We start from the raw sequence: 22,942 nt of genomic DNA, 5'->3' as shown, positions 1-22,942 counted from the left end.
GTACAGACGCGATTCATCGCGTCTCTAACAACTGACTAATTTCCCCAAATTAAATCTAACCGCTCTTGCTCCTTTTTCAACGCAACTTCCGCAGTTGTTTTACCCATTAAGGTAGACTCAATCGCTCTACCTAAACTATCAGAAAGACGACTATAACCAGCAATAGTAGGTCGCATATAGGCGGTTTGCATTTGCTCCACAAACACTTTTAACCAAGGTTTTTGTGTGAGATATTGCTGGTAAGCTTCACTTTCAGCCGCTTTCATATTCACAGGTAAAAAACCTGTACCAATACTACATTCTGTTTGAAATTCTTCACCCAAAACATACTCTAAAAACTTAAGCGCAGCTTTTTCTCTTTCTGGTTTAGTCTTCATCACAAACAGATTCGCCGCACCAGTCACTGTAGCTTGATTCACATTTGCTGGGATGGGAAATACCCCATAATCAACATTAGACCTAGTAATAAAAGTCCAAGGGCCGGTAATTTGCATCGCTATACGACCGGCGATAAAAGCATCCTCTTCATAACCCCGTTCTGGCGGAGAAAGAGTAGCGGAACCATCTTTAATTAAATCTTGCCAAAATTGTAAAGCGCTAATAGCACCAGGATTAGTTAAATTTGGTCGGTTATCTTGAACAACTTCTCCCCCCGCACTCAATAAGAAGGGAAACCAACTAAAAACAGTCCATTCTGTTTTACCTAAGGGTAATAACATCCCGTACTGTTCTGGTCGCTTGTCACCATTGCTATCTATGGTCAATTTTTTGGCAACTTTTCGTAACTCTTCCCAAGTTTTCGGAGTTTCTGTAATTCCCCCAGCTTTAAACAGCTTAGGACGGTAAAAGATGCCCATATTACTAGTATAAAGTGGGGCTGACCACAGGTGACCTTCTAATTTCAATTCTGCCAGTGAATTGGGATTAATTTCTGATTTGATGGGCAATTTTTCAAACCAATCATCTAAAGATTTCACAGCCCCTAATTCTACTAATTGTCCGGTAATTTGGGGATAAAATGCCAGAATATCAGGAGATGAATTACCAACAACTGCTGCTAATATTTTTGGTAATTGTTGTTCGTATCCGCCAGCAAAAATAGAATCTACCTGAACATCAGTATGAGTTTGGTTAAATTTAGCTACCAGTTTTTGAAATACTTCCCGATTTGCAGGCGGATTGATTCCTTGCCAAAGTGTCAGATGAATTACATTATTATCTTTTTTGACTGGACTTTGACAACTAGATAGAAATACTAGACATAAACAAAAGGCAACGGCGATAATTGAAAGCCGCCGAGGAGAAGCGATAAATTCGCCAAAAAAATTCCTGATAGAGGGAATAATGTTAGTTCTCATGTCCAGTAGTTAACTAGATGGGGAAATGTCTTTATAAACAGTTTTAGTCAGACTAGTTTCAGCCCTAGTATAAAGATAAGTTTGCGGTTCAGTTATTGTGTGAGTTTTAAAGATTTTTTCCGCTCGCGCCCACAATTCTGTATCCTCTGCATAGGGAAGATTGTTAAATCCTTGTAACTGAAAAAACACTGACCTCTTACCAAAAAAAGTTGGGCCTAAAACGCAGTCTCGCAAATTAATTAGTTTTCCTGGCTCAAAGAAGTCTTCAAAAAAAATATCTTCATCAGATTCAAACCCACCTTGAATTAAGTCAAGTTCTGGGTGAGCTTTCATATATGCTAGGCGCGATTCTAAATGATTGGGTTTGTATGCATCATCGCTATCAATAAAAGTGATATATCTGCCAAATGATGCTTGAATCCCGACATTTTTAGCATAAGCTTGTTTTCTATTTTGATGTTTTAAATAGCGAATATTATTAAATTTTTCTAAATAGGGATTGACAATTTCAAAGGTATTATCTTGGCTGCCATCATCAGATATAATCAATTCCCAATTGCTAAAACTTTGGTTAACGACACTATCAATGCATTTGTTTAAATAGTTAGCGCGATTGTATGTACATAAAACCACAGATATTTCAGGATTTATGTCAAAACTAATAGGACTCATAATGAGGATTCTTCAGGTTTAAAATCAGAGTATTGAAAGTGAAAAGCTAGCATTATTTTACAGAATATTTAGCTTTACTTTTCAGCTATAATGCAAGTAGCGACCGGATAATCTGGATGAAAAGCATCTAATTCTGCCGTTGTCAGTTCTTCGACAACAATGCCATGATAACTAGCGATCGCAGTTAGGGTATTACCGTAAACATATAACTTTTGTTGTGCGTAGTTTCTGAATATCCACTTGAAAGCATCAGGTAAAGGTCGCCAATAATCCACAGGTGTAGCATGAATTCTCATGGCGCTGGGTACCATTGCAAAACATTTACCACTTGGTTTCAGCCACTTGTGAATATTTTCTGCTACTATCCAAGGTGCATAGCAATGTTCTAAAACATTAAATATAATCACCGAATCTAAAGAATTTGGTTCTATTAGTGATGTATCATGCACATCCCCAACGATATCAACTCCCGGCCCCGCTTCTATATTCAGAATGCGATATGAAGTCCCTGGATTAACTTGATAGAAATCCTTGTCTTTAGGTGTGCCACCTATTTCTAAAATATTACCAACAATTTGCGGTTGAATTTCTTGGATAAATTTGTTGAGATAATATCTATCAACTGGAGTACCGCGCGTAAAGCCGAATACCTGACAAATCGGAACTGTCTTTTTTAAATCACCCCAATCTATTGCACCTTTGGCTGGTGACAATAAACCAATATTTTCGAGGCGTTCTACTAATTTTTCAAAGTCTTGGATAGTTGCAATAGATGCTAAATCATCCTCTAGTGAAGATTGAGCAAACAATTGTGGTAGAACTTGGTAAGTTGCTTGACTTAATAAGCCCAGTTCAAATTGCAATTCCTTTTCGATAAAACTGCGAAATCCCTTAGCAAAAAAGGTGATACTATTATTAGCTAAAGAAACTACAGCATCGTTAATAAATGGCTCATATTCAGCTAGTTCTTGTCTAACTTTCTCGGCAATTGGAGCTAACTTAACCTGTTGAAAAATTTGATATGCTTTCTCTAAGGAATTTTCATGCACAAAAATTTCCAACACTGTCAGCCATGATTTAGCAGGAATAATTTCTGCTGTTCGCTGACTCCAAGCGAAGATAGCATATAATTTCTCGGTTTCTAATTTCAAAAAAGCGTTAGCTTGGTATTTCTTAGCCATACAATAAATTTTTGACGGATACAAGCATTCCGCCTATTCCAGATTAGTGACTGTTTTTATAGACTTGCATGGGTATCATACCAGGGTTCTTTGATGTTAAGTGCGTCAAGCAGCATTTTCCCTAGAGTGAAGCGATGAATTATCCCATTGACGCCAATGATTCTGTAAGTCCAAAAAATACCTTGATAGATTTTGAGGATTTCCCTATAGGATAGCCAATTCCCTGGGGTTTCTTCACCGAAGAGTCCGCTAGAACCATATTCAAACTGATGTGGAATATATTTACCTTCTAATGCGGGTGAGGGACAGACTTGTTCGAGTACATGAGCTTGATTGATAACTTTAAATTTCTGATAACCAAGTTCTTGCAATAGAGCAAATTCTTCAAGTAGCTCTTTCCAAGATGATTTTGTCGATTCTATTGAGAGAAATTGTGGTTTGCTATCAAATTGACGTAATGCTTTAACGCACAATAAATCAGCACATTCAATATCAATCTTGAGATAGTAGGGAATGCCATATTCCTGTAATATGTTTTCAAATGTACATCCTTGTACCGTCATCTCAATTGAAGGTGCATTAAAAGAGCGTTCTCTAGCTATAGCCCAATCTGGGGAAATTGTACCCCAAATACTTTGATTTAAATTAGCGTAAAAAGTCAAAGGCTCATTTTTTGAGGAAATTGCTACATTTAAGAGAGTTAATTGACCTGTTTCTATATATGAATTTAGTCGTTGCTTGGTAGTTTTATAAACTTCAGGATTCGCCTCAACACCAACAACTTTAAAACCTTTTTTTAGGTAAAATTCTGTATCCTGACCTGTATGGACACCAACATCAATAATTAAATTTTTATCCATAAATTTCGCTAGTTATTTGTCAGTAGTCAGTAGTCAGTAGTTGTGCATGATCTTGTTTAATACCCCATGCCTTTATTTTTTGGAGTTCTCTTAACTGATGTTAATTGACATCATGAATGCCGAGACGATCAGCAAAATGTTGAGTTTTTTTACAAAAGATTTCCTACACTATTGCAGTTTGTAACTATTTTGTGCAACCCTAAGGACTATTCCTTTAGACTGAATCTCAATTGCAGAAAGATTGGGATCGAGACAAATGCATTCGGTAAATATATTTTGTCACGAGTTTGTAGTTGCTGTTTCCTTTGTGGCTTGTATTGTTGGTCTGTTGTTACTATGGGACAGTAAGCAGCAAACACAAAAAAATGAATTAGAAGAAACAGAAGAGATTCTATTGAGAATGAGCTTTTCTTACTGGCTAGTTTACTGTGTTGCTTTTGGCATAGAAAAAGTCATGCTACCTAGCTGGGAACCGATGCTCATGACTTTGAAAATTACTACAGCTTTGTCATATTTTTTAACGTTTTCTTGTATTCTCAGTTTGCCTTTAAACAGATTTGCAGTACATCAAGTAGAAGACTAGATAAACAGTGCATAGTCGATGACCGATGGACTATAGACTATGGACTATTAACCGTTGGCACGATCAAAGTTTCATGGCGATCGCGATCGCCTCTAACAGACTATTTTGATCTAAAGTGGTCAAAATAAAAACTTCTTGCACTGTCCTACCTTGTCGGGCGATTACTTTATAACCGCCACGAATCGGTACAGACACGCGCAGTTGTATTTTGGGAGCATGACCTTTAACTCGGCCAATGACGCCTGGTGTCACAGTTTGAATTCCTGGTTGCTGACACAGGCGCTCTAAAATTGGAATGAGTCCATCGATGTGGGTCGAGTGATTCCAGACTAGTCTACCATCATTGGGTTTGCCCATTATAGTTAAGCTGCCTCTAGAGGAGCCATTGTCAAACCCGCCCGTCGTAGTTGTTGGTGATATAGTTCTGCTGGTTCTTGGGGCCCTACCCAGACAATCGCTTGACCTTCAAAATGTACTTGGTTAGTCAAATCCCAAGCATGGTCGCTAGTCATTCCGGGGATATACTTCATCAGACACTCAGCTACATGCTGAAATGTATTAAAGTCATCATTTAGCACAATCACTTTGTAATTGGGATACTGCTTGCGCACAACTTGAGTAGACTTTGTCGGTGCTACAGTTGGTGTGGCGCTCATCCTATAAACATCTGCTGAAAGTCTGGTTAGCATAAAACAGTTAACCATCAAGATTTTACAAAACTACATTCACAAATAACTAGTGTAGTCTATCTTCTGGAGTCCAGATTTGCTCTGTTAACTTTTTGTACAGGGAATTTTCCCCAGCAATGTCAGTTAACACCTAATCTCTCAACTATGCTCGCTCGCTGAGATGCATTCTTGACAGGTTAAGATTATCGGCAATTTGTCAATCAATAATATTGCTGAAATTATTAACGAAATCGGGGACAGTAAACAGAATTTTTCGTCTTTGTGCTGCTCAAGGCTAAAAGTCACTCTACTTCTAAGCCTAACTAAAAAAGCATCACTCATTCTCACTTGAGACCGTCCAAAAATATTTAATTTGTACCTAACCCCTAATCGCCTTCATCGCGTCACTACTAAATGACAAAACTAATTGGGTCTTAACCTGTCCTGAATGATACGTCGCCGCAATTTTCATTCTACGACTGAATGAGAGAAGCACACAGCGATGCCTTGCCCTAAGGCATCGCGGATTTTAGATTCAATCTAAAATCCTCAATCGTTTTAACGATTAACTGCTGCTGCTTCCCGCGCTGCAGCTGCTTGGTCAGGATGGATACCTAAACGTGTGAGATTAATTCGACCTTTGTTGTCAATCTCGCGCACTTTGACAATCACTTCATCACCAACAGCTACTTCATCCTCAACTTTGCCTACACGGTAGTCTGCTAGTTGAGAGATGTGAATCATACCTTCTTTACCAGGCAAAAATTCTACGAACGCGCCTATGGGTATAATTCGAGTCACGCGACCCACGTAAACATCACCTTCGTGTAATTTACGGGTCATGCCTTGGACGATATTTCTCGCTCTCTTGGCCTTGCTTTCATCCACAGCAGAAATCGTGACCGTACCATCATCTTCGATGTCAATTTTGGCACCAGTTTCTTCGGTGATGCCCTTAATTGTCTTACCACCAGGGCCAATCACCAGACCAATCATGTCAGGATCGATCTTAATGGTGAGCAAGCGTGGGGCATAAGGTGAGGTTTCCGTGCGGGGTGTGTCGATGGTTTGCAGCATTTTATCTAAAATGTGCAACCTGGCCGATTTCGCTTGATGGACAGCTTGGGCGATAATATCCAAGGACAAACCGGAGATTTTCATATCCATTTGTAAGGCTGTAATCCCCGAATCTGTACCCGCGACTTTAAAGTCCATGTCGCCTAAAAAGTCTTCGATACCTTGAATATCCGTGAGAACCCGGACTTCATCGCCTTCTTTAATCAGACCCATCGCCGCACCGCTAACAGGCTTGATAATCGGTACGCCAGCATCCATTAAGGCGAGGGTGGAACCACATACGGAACCCATTGAGGTAGAACCGTTGGAAGATAGAACTTCCGATACTACGCGAATTACGTAAGGGAATTGTTCTTTCGGTGGTAGCACTGGTAACAACGCCCGCTCTGCTAAAGCACCGTGACCGATTTCCCGTCTACCGGGGGCGCGCATGGGCTTAGTTTCGCCAACGGAGAAGGGTGGGAAGTTGTAATGGTGCAGGTAGCGTTTAGATTGGTCTGTTTGCAGGTCATCATTGAGGTTTTGGGCGTCGCCCGGTGTACCCAAGGTACAAGCAGATAATACCTGAGTGAGTCCCCGATTAAACAAGCCACTTCCGTGAACTCGCTTAGGTAGAACATCAACTAAACAAGAAACGGGACGCACTTCGTCAAGTTTACGCCCATCAACCCGAACGTTGTCTTCGACGATTTGACGGCGCATGAAGTGCTTGGTAATTTCCTTGAAGGTGTTACCAAGGGCTTTGCTGTTGGCGCTTGTGGCTAGGCGGATGGGATCTTCTTCCGGTAATTCCGCGATCGCATTCGCTATACTTTCCTTAACTACATCCAAAGCTGCATCTCGCTCTGGCTTAGTTAATTCAAACTGCGCGAGAATTTTCTTAATTTCTGCACTAGCGCGATCGCTAATAAACTGGTCTAAAGTTGGGTCTACTTCTGGCGGTTCGCCTTTGACAATTTCTAGACCGAGTTCTTGAACTAAATCTAGTTGCGCCTGGATTAAATCCCTAACAGCTTCGTAGCCAAAATCAATCGCCTCGATAATATCCCGTTCTGGTAACTGATTGGCTCCAGCCTCAACCATGATTACCCCATCTGGTGAACCTGCTACTATCAGATCCAAATCTCCGGCTTCAATTTCTGCGTAGGTAGGGTTAATGACAAAATCATCACCTACTAAGCCTACCCTGACTGCTGCCATTGGGCCGTTAAAGGGAATTTGGGCAATCAAGGTAGCAATTGAAGCACCTGTAACAGCCAGCACATCGGGCGGTACTTGCTCATCCATTGACAACGTCAAGGCGACAACTTGCAAGTCATCCCGCAACCATGAAGGGAACAAAGGACGCAGGGGACGGTCTATCAGACGGCTAGTAAGAATTGTTTTTTCTGGGGGACGACCTTCACGCCGCATGATCCCGCCGGGAATCCTACCCGCAGCATACAGTCTTTCTTCGTAATCTACTGTGAGGGGAAGAAAATCAATGCCTTCTCTGGCTTGCGATCGCGTAGCCGTCACCAAAACAGCTGTATCCCCTGATTGTATCAAAACTGACCCACCAGCTTGGGGTGCTAGCAGGCCTACCTTCAGTCGAATATCCCGTCCGTCAAAGGATATTGACTTATCAACTTCTGTCATTCAGTTTTTTTTCCTTCTATGCACGCTATTCTCTCTCTGTGGCAATCCTAACATTTATGCCCTCTAGCTGGCTTCAGGTACATACAAAGATAAATAACCTTGTCAACTTAAGGCACGATACATCATTAATGCCCCGACCGTTTGCTCGTCAGCTAGTTTGGCGGCTTGGGGAATGCGGCCGATAATCTCAAAACCCAATGTTTGCCACAGGTTAATTGACGGTATATTAGTTTCAAAGACCAAATTAAACATGACTGCTTCGTAGCCTAATTGAGCTGCGAGCGCTAACATCGACTCTCCCATCAACCGTCCTATGCCTTGACCCCGCGCGGCTGGTTGTACAATAAAACCAGCGTTGCAAATATGGCTGCACCGACCGGGAAAGTTGGGTTTTAAATAAAATGCCCCTAATATATCTTTGGGTTTGTCTGTAGTACCCGGCTCAACAGCCCTAACAACAAAAGCGTCCTGATTCAACCAGTAAGCTGCAAATTCTGCTTGTGACAGGGGTTGCTTTTGCGGATAGGTTTTCCCTTCAACAATTACTAGATTTAGTAATGCCCTGACTACCTCTTGTTCTTGCGGATGCATGTAATCTAGTTCTACTTTTATGCCATTTTTTGTTTGTTGAGTTGCGGGAAGTTGCATTTATCAATAATTTAATTTATGACTATTCATAATGGTAAATATTATTATATTTTGTAAAGGTAAAATTGTATATGGCTGCGAAAAAAGAACAATAATTTTAATGGATTGAACCGCCTTCTCTGCGAGAGGCTTCCGCCAACGCGCAGCGTCTCGCAGAGAAGACGCCAAGGACACCAAGATTTATGAGATGGGTGAGTTAAGTAAATAGGAGTTTTTAAGAGATTTAGAAAGTAAAATATGTAAATATATAGCGATTTATCATACAGCAAATCTAAATTGTTCTTGAAAATCTTCTCTGTGTTCTTTCTTGGTGTACTTTGTGTACTTCGCGGTTCGTTATAATCATTTTTTGTTCACAACCTATCTATGATTGCTGTAAAAGCATAAACTTATTTTTACGAAAAGACTACATATAAGTAATTAATGTAACTATATATTTACGAATTAATTATTGTTGGTTGTAAACAAATTAGTAGCATATCGGTAGTTGGAAAATGGCAATTTTACATGGTATTTGGTTAAATAAAAAACAAAATAGCTGTTTATTTATTTGGGGAGAAACTTGGCGTTCTGCACAGGTAAATGCTGATATTAGTGACGCTGAGATACCATCACATCCCTTGGCGATGACACCACAAGAGTTAAGTGAATGGTTAACTTCCCGCAACCTGAAAATTGCTAACTTTATCCAACAGCCGCAAGTAGCTGTTACTGCTGGACGCAAACGTCAAAGTACAGCAGTCAAAGAAGTACCTTTACCCAGCCAAGCGCAAATTATTGCTTTACCAACTCAAATATCAGCAAATAGTATTTCGCCTATACATTCTGCTGTTGAGTCAATAGATTCCCAACCATATCTACATCCTTGGAAAGTCGAGGGTTTTTGTCTTCAGCCTAGCGCTGCTATCAAATTTTTAGCTTCTCTTCCCTTAAGTAATATTAGCGGCAAAGATGCATTTTTAAGTGGAGATTTACGCTTTTGGTCGCAGGTAGCTAGATGGAGTTTAGATTTAATTGCTAGGGGTAAGTTTTTACCAACTATTCAACGAGAAACTGAGAAATTAATTACTAGCTGGCAAGTACTTTTAGATAGTGCAGTAGATGGGACAAGATTAGAAAAATTCTCGCAATTAATGCCTTTAGGTTGTCGGACATATCAAACAGCAATTGAGGCTGAAGAATTTACCAAATCTCAATTATATGTAGACTTACCTTTACCGCCGCAGGAATTAATTTTAGGATTTCTCAACAGTACAATTGATGTACAAGTGCGAGAAATGTTAGGTTCTCAAGCAATAATTGAACCAAGAATGATGGCGGCGTTACCTGCTGGAGTGCGTCAGTGGTTGCAAGGTTTAACGACTGAATCGCCAACAATTAATGCAGATGCAATTGGTGTAGAAAGACTGCAAGCCGCATTAACAGCTTGGACTTTGCCGCTACAATATCAATTAACTCATAAAGCTTTATTTCGTACTTGTTTTGAATTGCGATCGCCTGAAGTGGGAGAATCGGCATGGAAATTAATATATTATCTCCAAGCTGCGGACGATCCAGCGTTTCTAGTGGATGCAGCAACAATTTGGCAACATCCTGTTGAGCAACTAGTTTATCAAAATCGCACCATCGAACAACCCCAGGAAACTTTTATGCGCGGTTTGGGGTTAGCTTCGCGATTATATCCCGCGATCGCGCCCAGTTTAGAAACAGAATTTCCTGAATCTTTGAGTCTCAACCCCATACAGGCTTACGATTTTATTAAATCTGTGGCTTGGCGCTTAGAAGATAGCGGTTTAGGCGTGGTATTACCAGCGAGTTTAGCAAACCGGGAAGGCTGGGCGAACCGTTTAGGCTTAAAAATTACCGCCGAAACTCCAAATCAACAGCAAGGGCGCTTAGGCTTACAAAGCTTACTCAATTTTCAATGGAAATTAGCGATTGGCGGACAAACAATTTCTAAAGCCCAATTTGACAGGCTGGTAGCATTAAATAGCCCCCTAGTAGAAATCAACGGCGAGTGGGTAGAGTTACGTCCCCAAGATATTAAAACCGCCCAGTCCTTTTTTGCTTCCCGTAAAGAAAAAATGTCCCTGTCCTTAGAAGATGCTTTGCGTTTAAGTACAGGAGATACCCAAGCCATCGAAAAATTACCAGTAGTTAGCTTTGAAGCCTCTGGTGCATTACAAGAATTAATTGGGGCGCTAACCAACAATCAAGCGATCGCACCTTTACCCACACCTGCTAACTTTAAAGGAGAATTGCGACCTTATCAACAACGTGGTGCAGCTTGGCTAGCCTTCCTCGAACGCTGGGGTTTAGGCGCATGTCTCGCCGACGACATGGGTTTAGGAAAGTGTGTAGCACCTGATACCTTAGTAAATATCAATGGCACATTATGTACAGCCGAAGAAATTTGGACAAATTACGCCAGCCAAACAGAATTTGATGGCGAAGGATTTTGGACTGTTCCCACAGAAAAATTAATAGTTAATTCCCTAGACACCCAAACAGGTAAAATTGTCAAAGCCGAAGTTAAGCATTTATATCGGCAGCAAATACGCGAGACTGTACGAAAAATCACCTTACAAAATGGGAATAGCATCACCATTACTCGTCGCCATCAACTACTTACCCATCAAGGTTGGACAAATAATTTAAAAGTAGGTGATTACATTGCTGTACCAGCCAAAACCTTATGTAACACTCAAAAATCAACTATAACCTTAGCGCCCCTTTGCGAAACCCTCAGCGCCCCTTTGCGTTTAAAAAACTTCAAACCTCCCACATCAATAACTCAAACCCTAGAAGCCGACTCTCCGATAGATTTAACACAGCAATCTTGGCAAAAACTGAGCCATCAACAAGTCTTATATTCCAGAATAGAAACTATCGAAGATATCCATTACCAAGGCTGGGTATATGACTTAGAAGTAAGAAAATATCACAACTTCGTCGCCAACGATATCATCTGCCATAACACCATCCAATTCATCGCCTTTCTACTACACCTCAAAGAACAAGATGTACTAGAAAAACCCACCCTACTAGTTTGCCCGACTTCTGTATTAGGTAACTGGGAAAGAGAAGTTAAAAAATTTGCCCCCACAATCAAAATTTTACAATATCACGGTGATAAACGCCCTAAAGGTAAGACATTTACAGAAACAGCAAAAAAATACAATATAGTCGTCACCAGTTACTCATTAATTCATCGCGACCTCAAATCATTGCAGACGGTTGATTGGCAAGCCATAGTATTAGATGAAGCCCAGAACGTGAAGAATTCTGATGCTAAACAATCCCAAGCAGTCAGACAGTTAGAAGCAACATTTCGCATCGCTTTAACAGGTACGCCAGTAGAAAATAGACTGCAAGAACTTTGGTCTATTTTAGATTTTCTCAATCCCGGTTATTTAGGTAACAAACAATTCTTTCAAAGACGGTTTGCAATGCCTATTGAAAAGTATGGCGATTCCGCTTCTTTAAATCAATTGCGTTCCCTAGTTCAACCCTTTATTCTGCGGCGACTGAAAACAGATAAAGATATTATTCAAGACTTGCCAGAAAAGCAAGAAATGACCGTATTTTGCGGACTTAGCCCCGAACAAGCGACGCTTTATCAAAAAGTTGTAGAAGAGTCTTTATCTGAGATTGACACCGCTACAGGATTGCAACGTCGGGGAATGATTTTAGCCTTATTAATTAAGCTCAAACAAGTCTGCAATCATCCAGCCCAATATTTAAAAGCAGACTCGCTAGATAAATATAATTCTGGCAAACTTCAGCGCTTGGACGAAATGCTAGAAGAAGCAATAGCAGAAGGCGATCGCGCTTTAATCTTCACCCAATTTGCCGAATGGGGTAAATTACTCAAACCCCACTTAGAAAAACAGCTAGGGCGAGAAATATTTTTCTTGTATGGTAGCACTAGTAAAAAACAACGTGAGGAAATGATCGACCGTTTCCAACAAGACCCCCAAGGGCCGCCGATTATGATTCTCTCCTTAAAAGCTGGGGGTGTAGGCTTAAATTTAACCAGAGCAAATCATGTCTTCCACTTCGATAGATGGTGGAACCCCGCAGTCGAAAATCAAGCCACAGACCGAGTATTTCGTATAGGCCAAACCCGCAATGTACAAGTACATAAATTTGTTTGTACTGGCACATTAGAAGAAAAAATTCATGACATGATTGAAAGTAAAAAACAACTAGCAGAACAAGTTGTAGGTGCAGGCGAAGATTGGTTAACAGAATTAGATACCGACCAACTCCGCAATTTACTTTTACTCGATCGCAGTTCTGTAATTGAAGAAGATACAGAATAATGTCGTAGTTATAATTTAAAAATTTCCAATGTAGGGTGTGTTGTCGCGTAGCGCAACGCACCATCCAAAATTTAAGCTGCTACACCCTCAGCCATAACACAGAATACAAAGTAGTAGGGGCACGGCACCAGTAAGATTATTGTATATCTGAGAAGATTGTGGATGCCGTGCCCCTACAGTATGGTCGATTTACTAGCTTTATTCTCTAGACTCTACGATTATGTCTAACCAATTTGCCCACGGTTATGCTTTATTAATTGGAGTTGGTGAAACAGCCGAAACAAAATGGTCATTACCCGTTACAGTCAAAGATGTGCAAGCACTAAAAACCGTGCTAACCGATGCAAACTTGTGTGCCTATGATTCCGCAAATATTCGCTTATTGCAGAATGAGCAGACAACACGTAGCGCAATCATCGCTGGATTAACCTGGTTACAAGAAAAAGCAGCAAGCGATCGCAATGCGACAATAGTAGTTTATTACTCCGGTCATGGATGCTTTGACCAAAAAAGCCAGTGTTATTACTTACTGCAACATGACTTCAAATACTCAGATATTGCTAACACCGCCCTATCTGCCGCAGAATTTACACAAGCCTTGCGACAAATTCAAGCCAAGCGGTTGTGGGTAGTAATTGATAGCTGTCATGCAGAAGGTATGGCTACTTCCAAAGGCGAACTACCAGCCGATTTTATCGCCACAGCCTTACCCAAGGGTGTGATAGATGACTTAAAGCAAGGAGAAGGAAGGGCAGTATTTACATCATCCAGGGGTAATCAGAGTTCTTGGATACGCCCCGATAAAACCATGAGCCTCTACACTTATCATCTCATCGAAGCATTGCAGGGAGCAGCTAACAAGCCAGGAGACATCACAGTTATGCTCTCAAACCTCATCAATCATTTAGGGAAAACTGTGCCAGAAAGCGCTAGAACCCTGTGTAGAAAAGAACAAACGCCATTTTTTGATACAGCAACAGAAGATTTCCCCATAGCCATGTTGCGCGGCGGAAAAGGACTAGCAAAATTTATCCCAGACTCGCCTAAAATAATGACGAATCGCGAAGTCGTCACACCTGCACTCGCAAGAGCAAAACGAGCATTAGCTATTTTAGAAGAACAAGCCGCTTCCTATGGAATCAGGATTCCCGTAGATTTGCAAATTGAATTGGAAGAAAAACGCCGCCAAGTAATTGAATTAGAATCCCGCCATCAAACAACCGGATTAGATTAATTAAAGTACAACAATGCCCATTGGTTTTAATTTACAGCAGTTTTCACCTATTTGAACCACATCTATCGTAGGGGCACGGCACCGACAATCTTTTGGTACATACAATAATTTTACTGATGCCGTGCCCCTACTGCGTGGTCTATTTACAGGAAGATGCTGTAACTTCTCTGACTTACCCAACAGAACGCCCACAGGCTATAAGCCTGGGGCTAACGCTACAAGAGCTTACCTGCGTGGGCTAAGAAAATCTAGCCCACGCAGGTGGGCTTTGTTCAATTAGCCGCACCCTTCCAGGGTGACGGCGGTTTATTGGGTAAGCGAGGGATTAGGGGTGAGGATAAAATCTCATCAACCAAAAGGGTTTCACGCTAAGTTGACACAAATAGGCAATCCCATGCCCTAAAAATTATATTGACTTCCGAGAAATTTACACCAACCTTCGCCTTCCAAACACCAAGCGCCGAGAAATTTACACCAACCTTCCCCTTCCAAACACCAAACGCCGAGTAATTTACACCAACCTTCCCCTTCCGAACACCAAGCGCCGAGAAATTTACACCAACCTTACCCTTCCAAACACCAAGCGCCGAGAAATTTACACCAACCTTCCCCTTCCAAACACGAAACGCCGAGAAATTTACACCAACCTTCCCCCTTCCAGGGAGGCCGTGAAAAACTTATACAATCAAATGAGATGAAAATCTCCCCTAACCAGCCACTCAAATAAACTAAAAAGCTAATTTAATCATAATTAATCGCATATTTTTTTAATATTGATATAACTCTATGGACAATCGAGAATCACTAGAGCGCACTCTCAACCGTGCCCGTCGCGCCCTCCAGATAATAGAAGAAGAAAAAGCTGCTTATGGCCTTCGAGTTCCACCAGATTTGCAAATTGAACTTGAGGACAAACAAAAAGAAGTAGCTAGCCTAGAAGCGCGATTAAATCAGTTACAGGGAAAGCGCACCGTAACAGTACCCGATAACCTTCCCCGCTACACCGATGTATTTATCGGACGCAAAGCCGAAATTGCCCGTTGCATGGAAGCACTTTCACCAGAGGAGCGGGGCTGGGGTGTGGCCATTGATGGTATTGGCGGAATGGGCAAAACAGCCTTAGCCCTGGAGGTAGCCCACCTAGCCCGTAAGCAAGCGCTGTTTGATGCTTATCTATTTGTTTCTGCCAAGACTACTTGGCTGACAACTGAGGGAGTAAGACTAGAAACCCTCGCCCTATCTTCCTTGGATAGCTTCTGCCGAGAATTTGCCAAAGGCTTAGGGCAAACAGATATTGTAAATATCACTGATAGCATCGAACGCCGCCGCGCCCTTTTAGATGCTCTGCGGGGAAGGCGTGTCTTGCTAATTTGGGACAACCTGGAAACACTAAATACAGAAGAACGCGACATGATTGCCGAGTTTCTGCGGAAACTGCCCACCCCCAATAAAGCTATTATCACCAGCCGTCGCCGTACTGGAGAAAGCGCCCTCACCATCCGCTTAGATCGTCTCTTGAAAGAAGAGGCTTTAGAATTAATGCGCGAGAAGGGACGGTTATATCCTCGCCTAGCCCAAGAATTAAACGCAACCAAACCAGAAATATTGACCGCTTTATATGAAGCTGCTGGTGGTAACCCCCTAGCTTTGGACTGGACTCTCGGACAAGTGGCACACAAAGGCTACTCGATCGGTTTTGCCCTAGAACGGTTGCGGAATGCTGCCAACTCCACCGATCTTTACGGCTTCTTGTTTGCCGACGCTGCCGAAACTCTCTCTAAAAATGACTGCACAGTGCTGTCTGCCCTAGCTGTATTTCGCACACCAGCAACAAAAGCAGCGCTGGCAGATGCTACAGATTTAGCCCCCAATGAAATCCAAGTTGCTGTTGAACAGTTAGTTACTTTATCTTTGGTGAATGACTTGGATGGCGAACGGTTTGGACTGCACCCCCTTACCCGCACCTATATTCGCGCAGCTATCAGTGGCACAGATACTATAGGAACACAGCCCCTTGGTAAAATTCTCTTTGACTCTGCTGCTCAACGCAAAGTCCTGCGCTACTGGGTGGACTACGCTCAAAAGTATGGGGGTGAAGGCAATGATGCCTACAAAACCTATGACAAGCTGGAAGCCGAATGGCAAAACCTAGAGAGTGTAGCCACAACCTTACGGGAAATAGCAGGTATCCCTGGTACGCTGAAAGACCGACAAGCTGCTCAGATGCTCATCGATTTGGAAGATGCTTTGTCTAACTTCCTCTGGTTTCGCGGCTACTGGGATGAGGGGGTGCGCTTGAGTGAGTGGCGATATCAGGCAGGAAAGGCGCTGAGTCAGTGGAGTGATGCAGGTTGGGGTGCGTACAATGTTGCCTGGATTTACTACAGTCGCGCAGAGACAGAACGGGCAGCAAGTTGGGCAGCACAGATGGCAGAGGCTATGGAACGGGGCGGTAGCCGTCGGGATCAGGCTACTGCAATTCAGTTTCAAGGATTAATTGCACAGCAACGCCAGAATTGGGCGGAAGCGGAGCGGCTGTATCAGGAGGCGTTAGCAATTGACCGAGAGTTGGGGGAGGAAGCAGATGAGGCGATCGATCTCAACCATCTGGGAGGAGTTGCGCGATCGCAGGGACAATACGATCGCGCTGAATCCTACTATAAGCAAGCACTGGCGATCGCAGCAAAACTAGGAGAGAAAGAAAAACAAGCAGCTTATTGGGGCAACTTGGGAAATCTCGCCCTTGACCGCAACCAACCCACAGCAGCCCGCCCCTGGTACGAGCGTCAATTAGCCTTAGCCCAGGAAGTGGGACGCCAAGACCAGGTGGCTCGTGCTAAAGCGGGGCTGGCGAGAGTTCTAGAAGAGGAGGGGCGCTACACAGAGGCGCTACCCTTGGCACAAGCTGCTCTGGAAATTAACGAGCGTCTACGCGATCAGGACTTGGATTTTTCACGCCAATTGGTTGAGAGGTTACAGCGCAAGGCAGGGGAATAATTTGTAATTCGTAATTCGTAATACTTCGACAAGCTCAGTACAAGTGACGCTCCTTCGTCGCTAACGCTGCGCTAACGTAATTCGTAATTATTGCCCTTTCCCCTTTAACCAAAAAATTAAATTGTCAACTTGAATATTAATTATGACTAACTACACCCTACAAGCAAGCCGTGAATGGTGGTCACAAAGGTGGCTAGATTTATTAGATTCCTATCGCTTTAAAAAACGCTTAGAACGCGCCAGAAATTATTCGCGCCAGGGAAATGTTCTCAGCATTGAATTTAAAGGTGCCAAAGTATTAGCCAGAGTACAAGGTAGCGAACCAGAACCTTATAAAGTTTCTCTTTCTTTAGAACCATTCACTGATGAAGAATGGGGTTATGTAATTGAAACCATGTCCAAAAAAGCGATTTTTGCTGCTAAATTATTAGCCGGAGAAATGCCGCAAAATATCGAAGAAGTCTTCACCGCAAATGGTCTTTCTTTATTTCCATTTACCCTGTCAGATGTTCGCAGTAAATGTTCCTGTCCTGATAAAGCTAACCCTTGTAAACATGTAGGTGCAGTATATTATCAATTAGGCGATAGATTCAGCGAAGACCCCTTTGTCCTCTTCAAATTACGCGGACGTACCAAAGAGCAAATTATCAGCGATTTACGCCAATTACGCAGCACCAAAATTGACCTTTCTACAACCCAAGAATCAGATATTCAACAGCCAATTACTACAAATCAAAACACAATTAAACTTGACTCATTCTGGCATTACACCGAACCACTAGATTCTTCCTTAGTAGTAATTGCACCTAGCGCCAGCGAGACAGTATTAGATGTATTAGGGGCAATACCCTTAGGTAAAGAAGAGGAAACAGTAGTAAATATTACTTCCGGCGATGTAGTCATGAAGTATTTAGAGACTGTTTACCAAGATGTCAGACAGAAAGCTGTATTAGCTGCAATGAATGTAGGAGAAGGTTCATAGCAATTTTAGACTTTAGCGCCAGTGGGTTTTATTGCTATGCTCATACCACCCTACCGAGTAGAGGCGTAGGCGTAGGTTGGGTTGAGGAACGTAGACGCGGAGCGGCTTCCCGTAGGGTAACCCAACACCCGAAAACTTTGGTATTGTTGGGTTTCACGACCTTTAACCCAACCTAAATTTATCCAGCCTACTGAGTAGCCTGTAGGGTAATTGAGGATGAAACATTTTTATCCTCAAAGGGACTTCCAAATAAAAAAATATCCCAATCATTACAGCAGTTTTCACCTATTTTAACCACATCTATCGTAGGGAACACCGACAATCTTTTGGTACATACAATAATTTTACTGATGCCGTGCCCCTACAGGGTGGTCTATTTACAGGAAGATGCTGTAACTTACCAAGCCCGCAACTCGTAGGGGCGGGGTTACCCCGCCCCTACAATTTGGGATAATTTATTCTTTGGAAGTCCCAAAATCGACAACTAAATTTTGTATTAATGGTTGTTTTTATTACAAGTGATTGAATGGTATAAATGCATAGTAATTCTTTCAAACCCACATGGAAGCGCAAAATAAAGTTATTTCCGTAGAACTGTCCGATGGTACAAATGTCAGAGTTGAAGCCACACTAATTGGCGAACGCAAATTAAGTACTCCTACCCGACCTTTTAGAGAGGTAACCGTTGCAATTGAATCTTTAACTAAGGAAATCGCAGAAGCAATCCAAAAAGTCAAGCCAGATAGGGCTAGCGTCAAATTTGGTGTAGAAATTGCCCTAGAATCAGGTAAATTAACGCCTGTACTAGTCAAAGGTACTTCCACCGCAAATTTAGAGATTACTTTAGAATGGGGTCAGCATTCTACCGGAGAATTCAAAATTCAAGCAGGAAGTGCCATCAACAAATATTCTCCCTAAAATTAAGTGTAAAATTATTTTTTCAATCAACAGTCAACAGTCAACAGTCAACCGTCAACAGTCAACAGTCAACCGTCAACATTATTTCCAGTTAATAGTTACTGTCCAAACTCCAGCCTTGCTTTTTCCACCAAATCTGCTGTAATCACATCTTGCTTTGCTTGACGCGCTAATTGCTCGATTCTGGCTTTTGCTTGCGTGCGGACAAAAAAGGGAATATTTTTGAGTTTTTCTTTCGCTTCTGCTGTCCATCCCAAAGCATCGGAAAAATTAGTGTTACTCATCTTGAATATTCCTTAATTAATTACTGTTTTTTGTAGCAATAAAAATTAATAAACTTAATTTTTGAAATCTGTTGCCGATAAATTTGATTGTGTCATATTACAGCAACACGAACTATTAACAATTTCTAAAAATAATACCAACTTGAAAAATGATCGCTACAAATGTAGGTTGGGTTGAGGAACGCAACCCAACACCCCAAAGTCCTGTAATTGTTGGGTTTCACGACCTTCGACCCAAGATACGGGTCTGTCCCATTAATTTTGCTGGGGAAAAACGAACCACGAAGACGCGAAGTCCGCGAAGGAAGAGAAAAGAAGAAGAAACTTACCCTACATAATTAATGAGACAAAGCACTACATCCACATCAGATTTTTTGTGAAATGGTATGACAAGGGACTTCCAAATAAAAAATATACAACTATTGATTGTGGGGTGGGCGTCTCGCCCGCCCATAGTCAAAGGCGGGCAAGACTTCGGCGTGAGCGCTCAGTCGAACGCTGCCCACCCCACAAGATTGGATAATTTATTTCTTAGAAGTCCCCAACTGACAATTGTACAGACGCGATTAATCGCGTCTCTACTACTGACAAACGCAACGCAATAAAAAAGCTCTTGCTTTTACACAAGAGCCAGAGACATCAATTGTCAGTGATGAAAGAAGACTGACGAACTAGTCTAGTTCGGTCATAGACATAGCTGGTTCGTTCTCACGGTCAATACCTTTCTCGAAACCACCTGCTGCTGCTCTAGCGCGACCAGCGTGCCACAAGTGACCAATGAGGAAGAAGAAACCTAGTACAAAGTGAGAAGTTGCCAACCATGCACGAGGAGATACATAGTTGAAAGAGTTGATTTCGGTAGCCACACCACCTACAGAGTTCAAAGAACCCAGAGGAGCATGTGTCATGTATTCAGCAGCACGACGAGCTTGCCAAGGCTGAATATCGTTCTTGATTTTTTCTAGGTCAAGACCGTTAGGCCCACGTAGAGGCTCTAACCAAGGGCCGCGGAAATCCCAGAAGCGCATGGTTTCACCACCGAAGATGATTTCACCTGTAGGAGAGCGCATCAAGTATTTACCCAGACCGGTGGGGCCTTGAGCAGAACCAACGTTAGCACCTAAGCGTTGGTCACGAATTAAGAAGGTTAAAGCTTGTGCTTGTGAAGCTTCAGGGCCAGTGGGGCCGTAGAATTCACTGGGGTACGCAGTGTTGTTGTACCAAACCATACAAGAAGCGATAAAGCCCATTAAGGACAGAGCGCCCAAGCTGTAGGAAAGGTAAGCTTCACCAGACCAGATGGAAGCACGACGAGACCAAGCAAAAGGCTTAGTGAAGATGTGCCAAATACCACCAGCAATACAGATGAAAGCAATCCAGATGTGACCGCCGATCACATCTTCCATGTTATCAACGCTGACAATCCAGCCGTCGCCACCAAAAGGAGACTTGATTAGATAACCAAAGATAACTGCGGGGTTCAATGTTGGGTTGGTAATAACGCGAACGTCACCACCACCTGGTGCCCAAGTATCATAGACACCACCAAAGAACATTGCCTTCAGTACCAACAGCAATGCACCGCATCCTAAGATGATCAGGTGGAAGCCGATGATGTTGGTCATCTTGTTCTTGTCTTTCCAGTCATAACCAAAGAAGGAAGAATATTCTTCTAAGGTTTCTGGGCCGCGAACAGCGTGATAAATACCGCCAAGACCCAGCACAGCTGAGGAAATTAAGTGCAGTACACCAACTACAAAGTAGGGGAAGGTGTCGATGACTTCACCACCAGTACCAACGCCCCAACCTAAGGTAGCGAGGTGAGGTAGTAGAATTAAGCCTTGTTCGTACATAGGCTTTTCCGGGATGAAGTGAGCAACTTCAAATAAAGTCATTGCTCCAGCCCAGAAGACAATCAAACCAGCGTGGGCAACATGTGCGCCCAGTAGTTTGCCAGAAAGGTTGATTAAACGAGCGTTACCAGACCACCAGGCAAAACCTGTTGATTCTATGTCACGTCCACTGCCCAATCTATTAGAGAGCGTTACCACGAGGTAGAACCTCCTCAGGGAATACAAATTGTTCGTGGGGCTGATCTTGAGGTGCCATCCAAGCACGGATACCCTCATTCAGCAAAATGTTTTTGGTATAGAATGTTTCAAATTCTGGGTCTTCAGCAGCCCGTAATTCTTGGGATACGAAGTCGTAAGCTCGCAGGTTAAGTGCGATACCAACGATGCCTACTGCTGCCATCCACAGTCCAGTTACTGGTACAAACAACATAAAGAAGTGTAACCAGCGTTTGTTGGAGAAAGCAATCCCGAAAATCTGTGACCAGAAGCGGTTTGCTGTCACCATTGAATAGGTTTCTTCTGATTGGGTGGGGTTGAAGGCGCGGAAGGTGTTTGCTGCTTCGCCGTCTTCAAATAGGGTGTTTTCTACTGTTGCACCGTGAATCGCACAAAGTAATGCACCGCCCAATACACCTGCTACACCCATCATATGGAAGGGGTTGAGGGTGAAGTTATGGAAACCTTGAACAAACAGGATGAAACGGAAAATTCCGGCTACACCAAAGCTGGGTGCAAAGAACCAGCTCGATTGTCCCAAGGGGTACATCAAGAAGACGCTAACAAATACTGCGATGGGCGCAGAGAATGCCAAAGCGTTATAAGGGCGAATTCCCACTAGACGGGCAATTTCAAATTGGCGTAACATGAAGCCGATTAATCCAAAGGCTCCGTGTAGCGCTACGAATGGCCATAAACCGCCAAGTTGACACCACCGGGTAAAGTTTCCTTGAGCTTCCGGGCCCCAGAGCAATAATAGGGAATGTCCCAAACTGTCTGCTGGAGTGGATACGGCTACGGTGATGAAGTTACAGCCTTCTAAATAAGAAGATGCTAAACCGTGGGTGTACCATGACGTGACGAAGGTTGTACCTGTCAGCCAACCGCCTAGTGCTAGGAAAGCGCAGGGGAATAATAAAATTCCTGACCAACCTACAAACACGAAGCGATCGCGCTTCAACCAGTCGTCTAGAACGTCAAACCACCCTCTACTGGGGGCGCGTCCAACTGCGATGGTCATTGAACTAGAATCCTCTTTTTTACTAAAATTTCAGCGTTTCTGAGGAATTAACGTTTTTTTTGACAATTTTCAGCAGCATTAAAACTACTGATATTCTGAGAATTCACAGCCTGTTTAGTCTGGATTTCTCAGGGTTATGCCATTACCCGTACCATTGGCTAGTAATCTAGTTTGTGGTAGCTTAATGATTCTTAACTTATCACATTCCTCCGGGTTTTTGACCGATCCACGCAAGTGAATCAGGTGATTTCACACGAAGCTATTAAATATTATGAATATCAGAAATTTTACAATCTGACACAAGTTTTCTCAGAAATCTAAACAATTGGTATTAAAAATTGGGCATGGGGCATTGGGCATGGGGCATGGTGAACAGACAAGGGAGGCAAGGGAAGGGGGACGACAAGGGGGATAAGGAGGACAAGGG

General features: G+C 42.6%; 17 protein-coding genes. 6 read left to right on the top strand and 11 right to left on the bottom strand.

Features of this window, described 5'->3' with window-relative positions; all coding sequences use genetic code 11:
* Window positions 1-35: 35 nt before the first annotated feature.
* From AACW45_RS04310 to AACW45_RS04295, 4 genes are all read right to left on the bottom strand, one after another.
* Complete coding sequence (locus AACW45_RS04310) at window positions 36-1,358, bottom strand: ABC transporter substrate-binding protein (RefSeq protein ID WP_190631435.1); 1,323 nt, start codon at window positions 1,356-1,358, stop codon at window positions 36-38.
* Window positions 1,359-1,367: 9 nt separating this feature from the next.
* Entirely contained in the window at window positions 1,368-2,030 is a 663-nt protein-coding gene (locus AACW45_RS04305) for a glycosyltransferase family 2 protein (RefSeq protein WP_190631432.1), read from the bottom strand.
* Window positions 2,031-2,104: 74 nt separating this feature from the next.
* Complete coding sequence (locus AACW45_RS04300; RefSeq protein ID WP_190631430.1) at window positions 2,105-3,211, bottom strand: methyltransferase domain-containing protein; 1,107 nt, start codon at window positions 3,209-3,211, stop codon at window positions 2,105-2,107.
* Between the two features lie 56 nt (window positions 3,212-3,267).
* A complete protein-coding gene (locus tag AACW45_RS04295; protein WP_190631428.1) occupies window positions 3,268-4,071 on the bottom strand; it encodes an FkbM family methyltransferase in 804 nt (267 codons plus the stop codon).
* A 256-nt stretch (window positions 4,072-4,327) separates the two neighbouring features.
* Between AACW45_RS04295 and AACW45_RS04290 the strand changes: the two genes are divergently transcribed.
* The gene (locus AACW45_RS04290; protein WP_190631426.1) at window positions 4,328-4,654 is read left to right on the top strand and encodes a hypothetical protein; all 327 of its coding nucleotides are present in this window, start codon (window positions 4,328-4,330) and stop codon (window positions 4,652-4,654) included.
* A gap of 63 nt (window positions 4,655-4,717) precedes the next feature.
* Here the strand turns inward: AACW45_RS04290 and AACW45_RS04285 are convergent, their stop codons facing one another.
* The 4 genes from AACW45_RS04285 to AACW45_RS04270 all read right to left on the bottom strand — a co-directional run bounded on the left by AACW45_RS04285 (window position 4,718) and on the right by AACW45_RS04270 (window position 8,685).
* Window positions 4,718-5,011, bottom strand: coding sequence for a DUF2103 domain-containing protein (locus AACW45_RS04285; RefSeq protein ID WP_190631424.1), 294 nt, complete (start codon window positions 5,009-5,011; stop codon window positions 4,718-4,720).
* Window positions 5,012-5,016: 5 nt separating this feature from the next.
* Window positions 5,017-5,343, bottom strand: a complete 327-nt coding sequence (gene clpS / locus AACW45_RS04280) for an ATP-dependent Clp protease adapter ClpS (protein WP_096647717.1) — start codon at window positions 5,341-5,343, stop codon at window positions 5,017-5,019.
* Window positions 5,344-5,880: 537 nt separating this feature from the next.
* A complete protein-coding gene (locus AACW45_RS04275; protein ID WP_190631422.1) occupies window positions 5,881-8,037 on the bottom strand; it encodes a polyribonucleotide nucleotidyltransferase in 2,157 nt (718 codons plus the stop codon).
* Window positions 8,038-8,139: 102 nt separating this feature from the next.
* Entirely contained in the window at window positions 8,140-8,685 is a 546-nt protein-coding gene (locus tag AACW45_RS04270) for a GNAT family N-acetyltransferase (protein ID WP_190631420.1), read from the bottom strand.
* A gap of 494 nt (window positions 8,686-9,179) precedes the next feature.
* On the opposite strand from AACW45_RS04270, the gene AACW45_RS04265 reads away from it, so the two are divergent.
* From AACW45_RS04265 to AACW45_RS04245, 5 genes are all read left to right on the top strand, one after another.
* Window positions 9,180-13,010: an SNF2-related protein gene (locus AACW45_RS04265; RefSeq protein ID WP_190631418.1), complete on the top strand. Its 3,831-nt coding sequence runs from the start codon at window positions 9,180-9,182 to the stop codon at window positions 13,008-13,010.
* A 220-nt stretch (window positions 13,011-13,230) separates the two neighbouring features.
* Window positions 13,231-14,244 (top strand): caspase family protein, encoded by a 1,014-nt coding sequence (locus AACW45_RS04260; RefSeq protein WP_190631416.1) that lies wholly within the window; start codon window positions 13,231-13,233, stop codon window positions 14,242-14,244.
* 786 nt (window positions 14,245-15,030) lie between these two features.
* Window positions 15,031-17,241: a tetratricopeptide repeat protein gene (locus AACW45_RS04255; protein ID WP_190631414.1), complete on the top strand. Its 2,211-nt coding sequence runs from the start codon at window positions 15,031-15,033 to the stop codon at window positions 17,239-17,241.
* Between the two features lie 142 nt (window positions 17,242-17,383).
* A complete protein-coding gene (locus AACW45_RS04250; RefSeq protein ID WP_190631412.1) occupies window positions 17,384-18,223 on the top strand; it encodes an SWIM zinc finger family protein in 840 nt (279 codons plus the stop codon).
* Between the two features lie 561 nt (window positions 18,224-18,784).
* A complete protein-coding gene (locus tag AACW45_RS04245; RefSeq protein WP_096643898.1) occupies window positions 18,785-19,141 on the top strand; it encodes a CU044_2847 family protein in 357 nt (118 codons plus the stop codon).
* A 98-nt stretch (window positions 19,142-19,239) separates the two neighbouring features.
* On the opposite strand, the gene AACW45_RS04240 is transcribed toward AACW45_RS04245, so the two are convergent.
* From AACW45_RS04240 to psbD, 3 genes are all read right to left on the bottom strand, one after another.
* A complete protein-coding gene (locus AACW45_RS04240) occupies window positions 19,240-19,425 on the bottom strand; it encodes a PCP reductase family protein (protein WP_190631410.1) in 186 nt (61 codons plus the stop codon).
* A 671-nt stretch (window positions 19,426-20,096) separates the two neighbouring features.
* The gene (gene psbC, locus AACW45_RS04235; RefSeq protein WP_190631407.1) at window positions 20,097-21,476 is read right to left on the bottom strand and encodes a photosystem II reaction center protein CP43; all 1,380 of its coding nucleotides are present in this window, start codon (window positions 21,474-21,476) and stop codon (window positions 20,097-20,099) included.
* Window positions 21,460-22,515 (bottom strand): photosystem II D2 protein (photosystem q(a) protein), encoded by a 1,056-nt coding sequence (gene psbD, locus AACW45_RS04230; protein ID WP_096643895.1) that lies wholly within the window; start codon window positions 22,513-22,515, stop codon window positions 21,460-21,462. Before psbD ends, psbC begins: the two co-directional genes overlap by 17 nt.
* Window positions 22,516-22,942: the final 427 nt, after the last annotated feature.

It is taken from the genome of Calothrix sp. FACHB-168, assembly GCF_963889195.1.
Lineage (GTDB): Bacteria > Cyanobacteriota > Cyanobacteriia > Cyanobacteriales > Nostocaceae > Aulosira > Aulosira anomala_A.
This window is presented reverse-complemented; position numbering and strand designations above follow the sequence as displayed.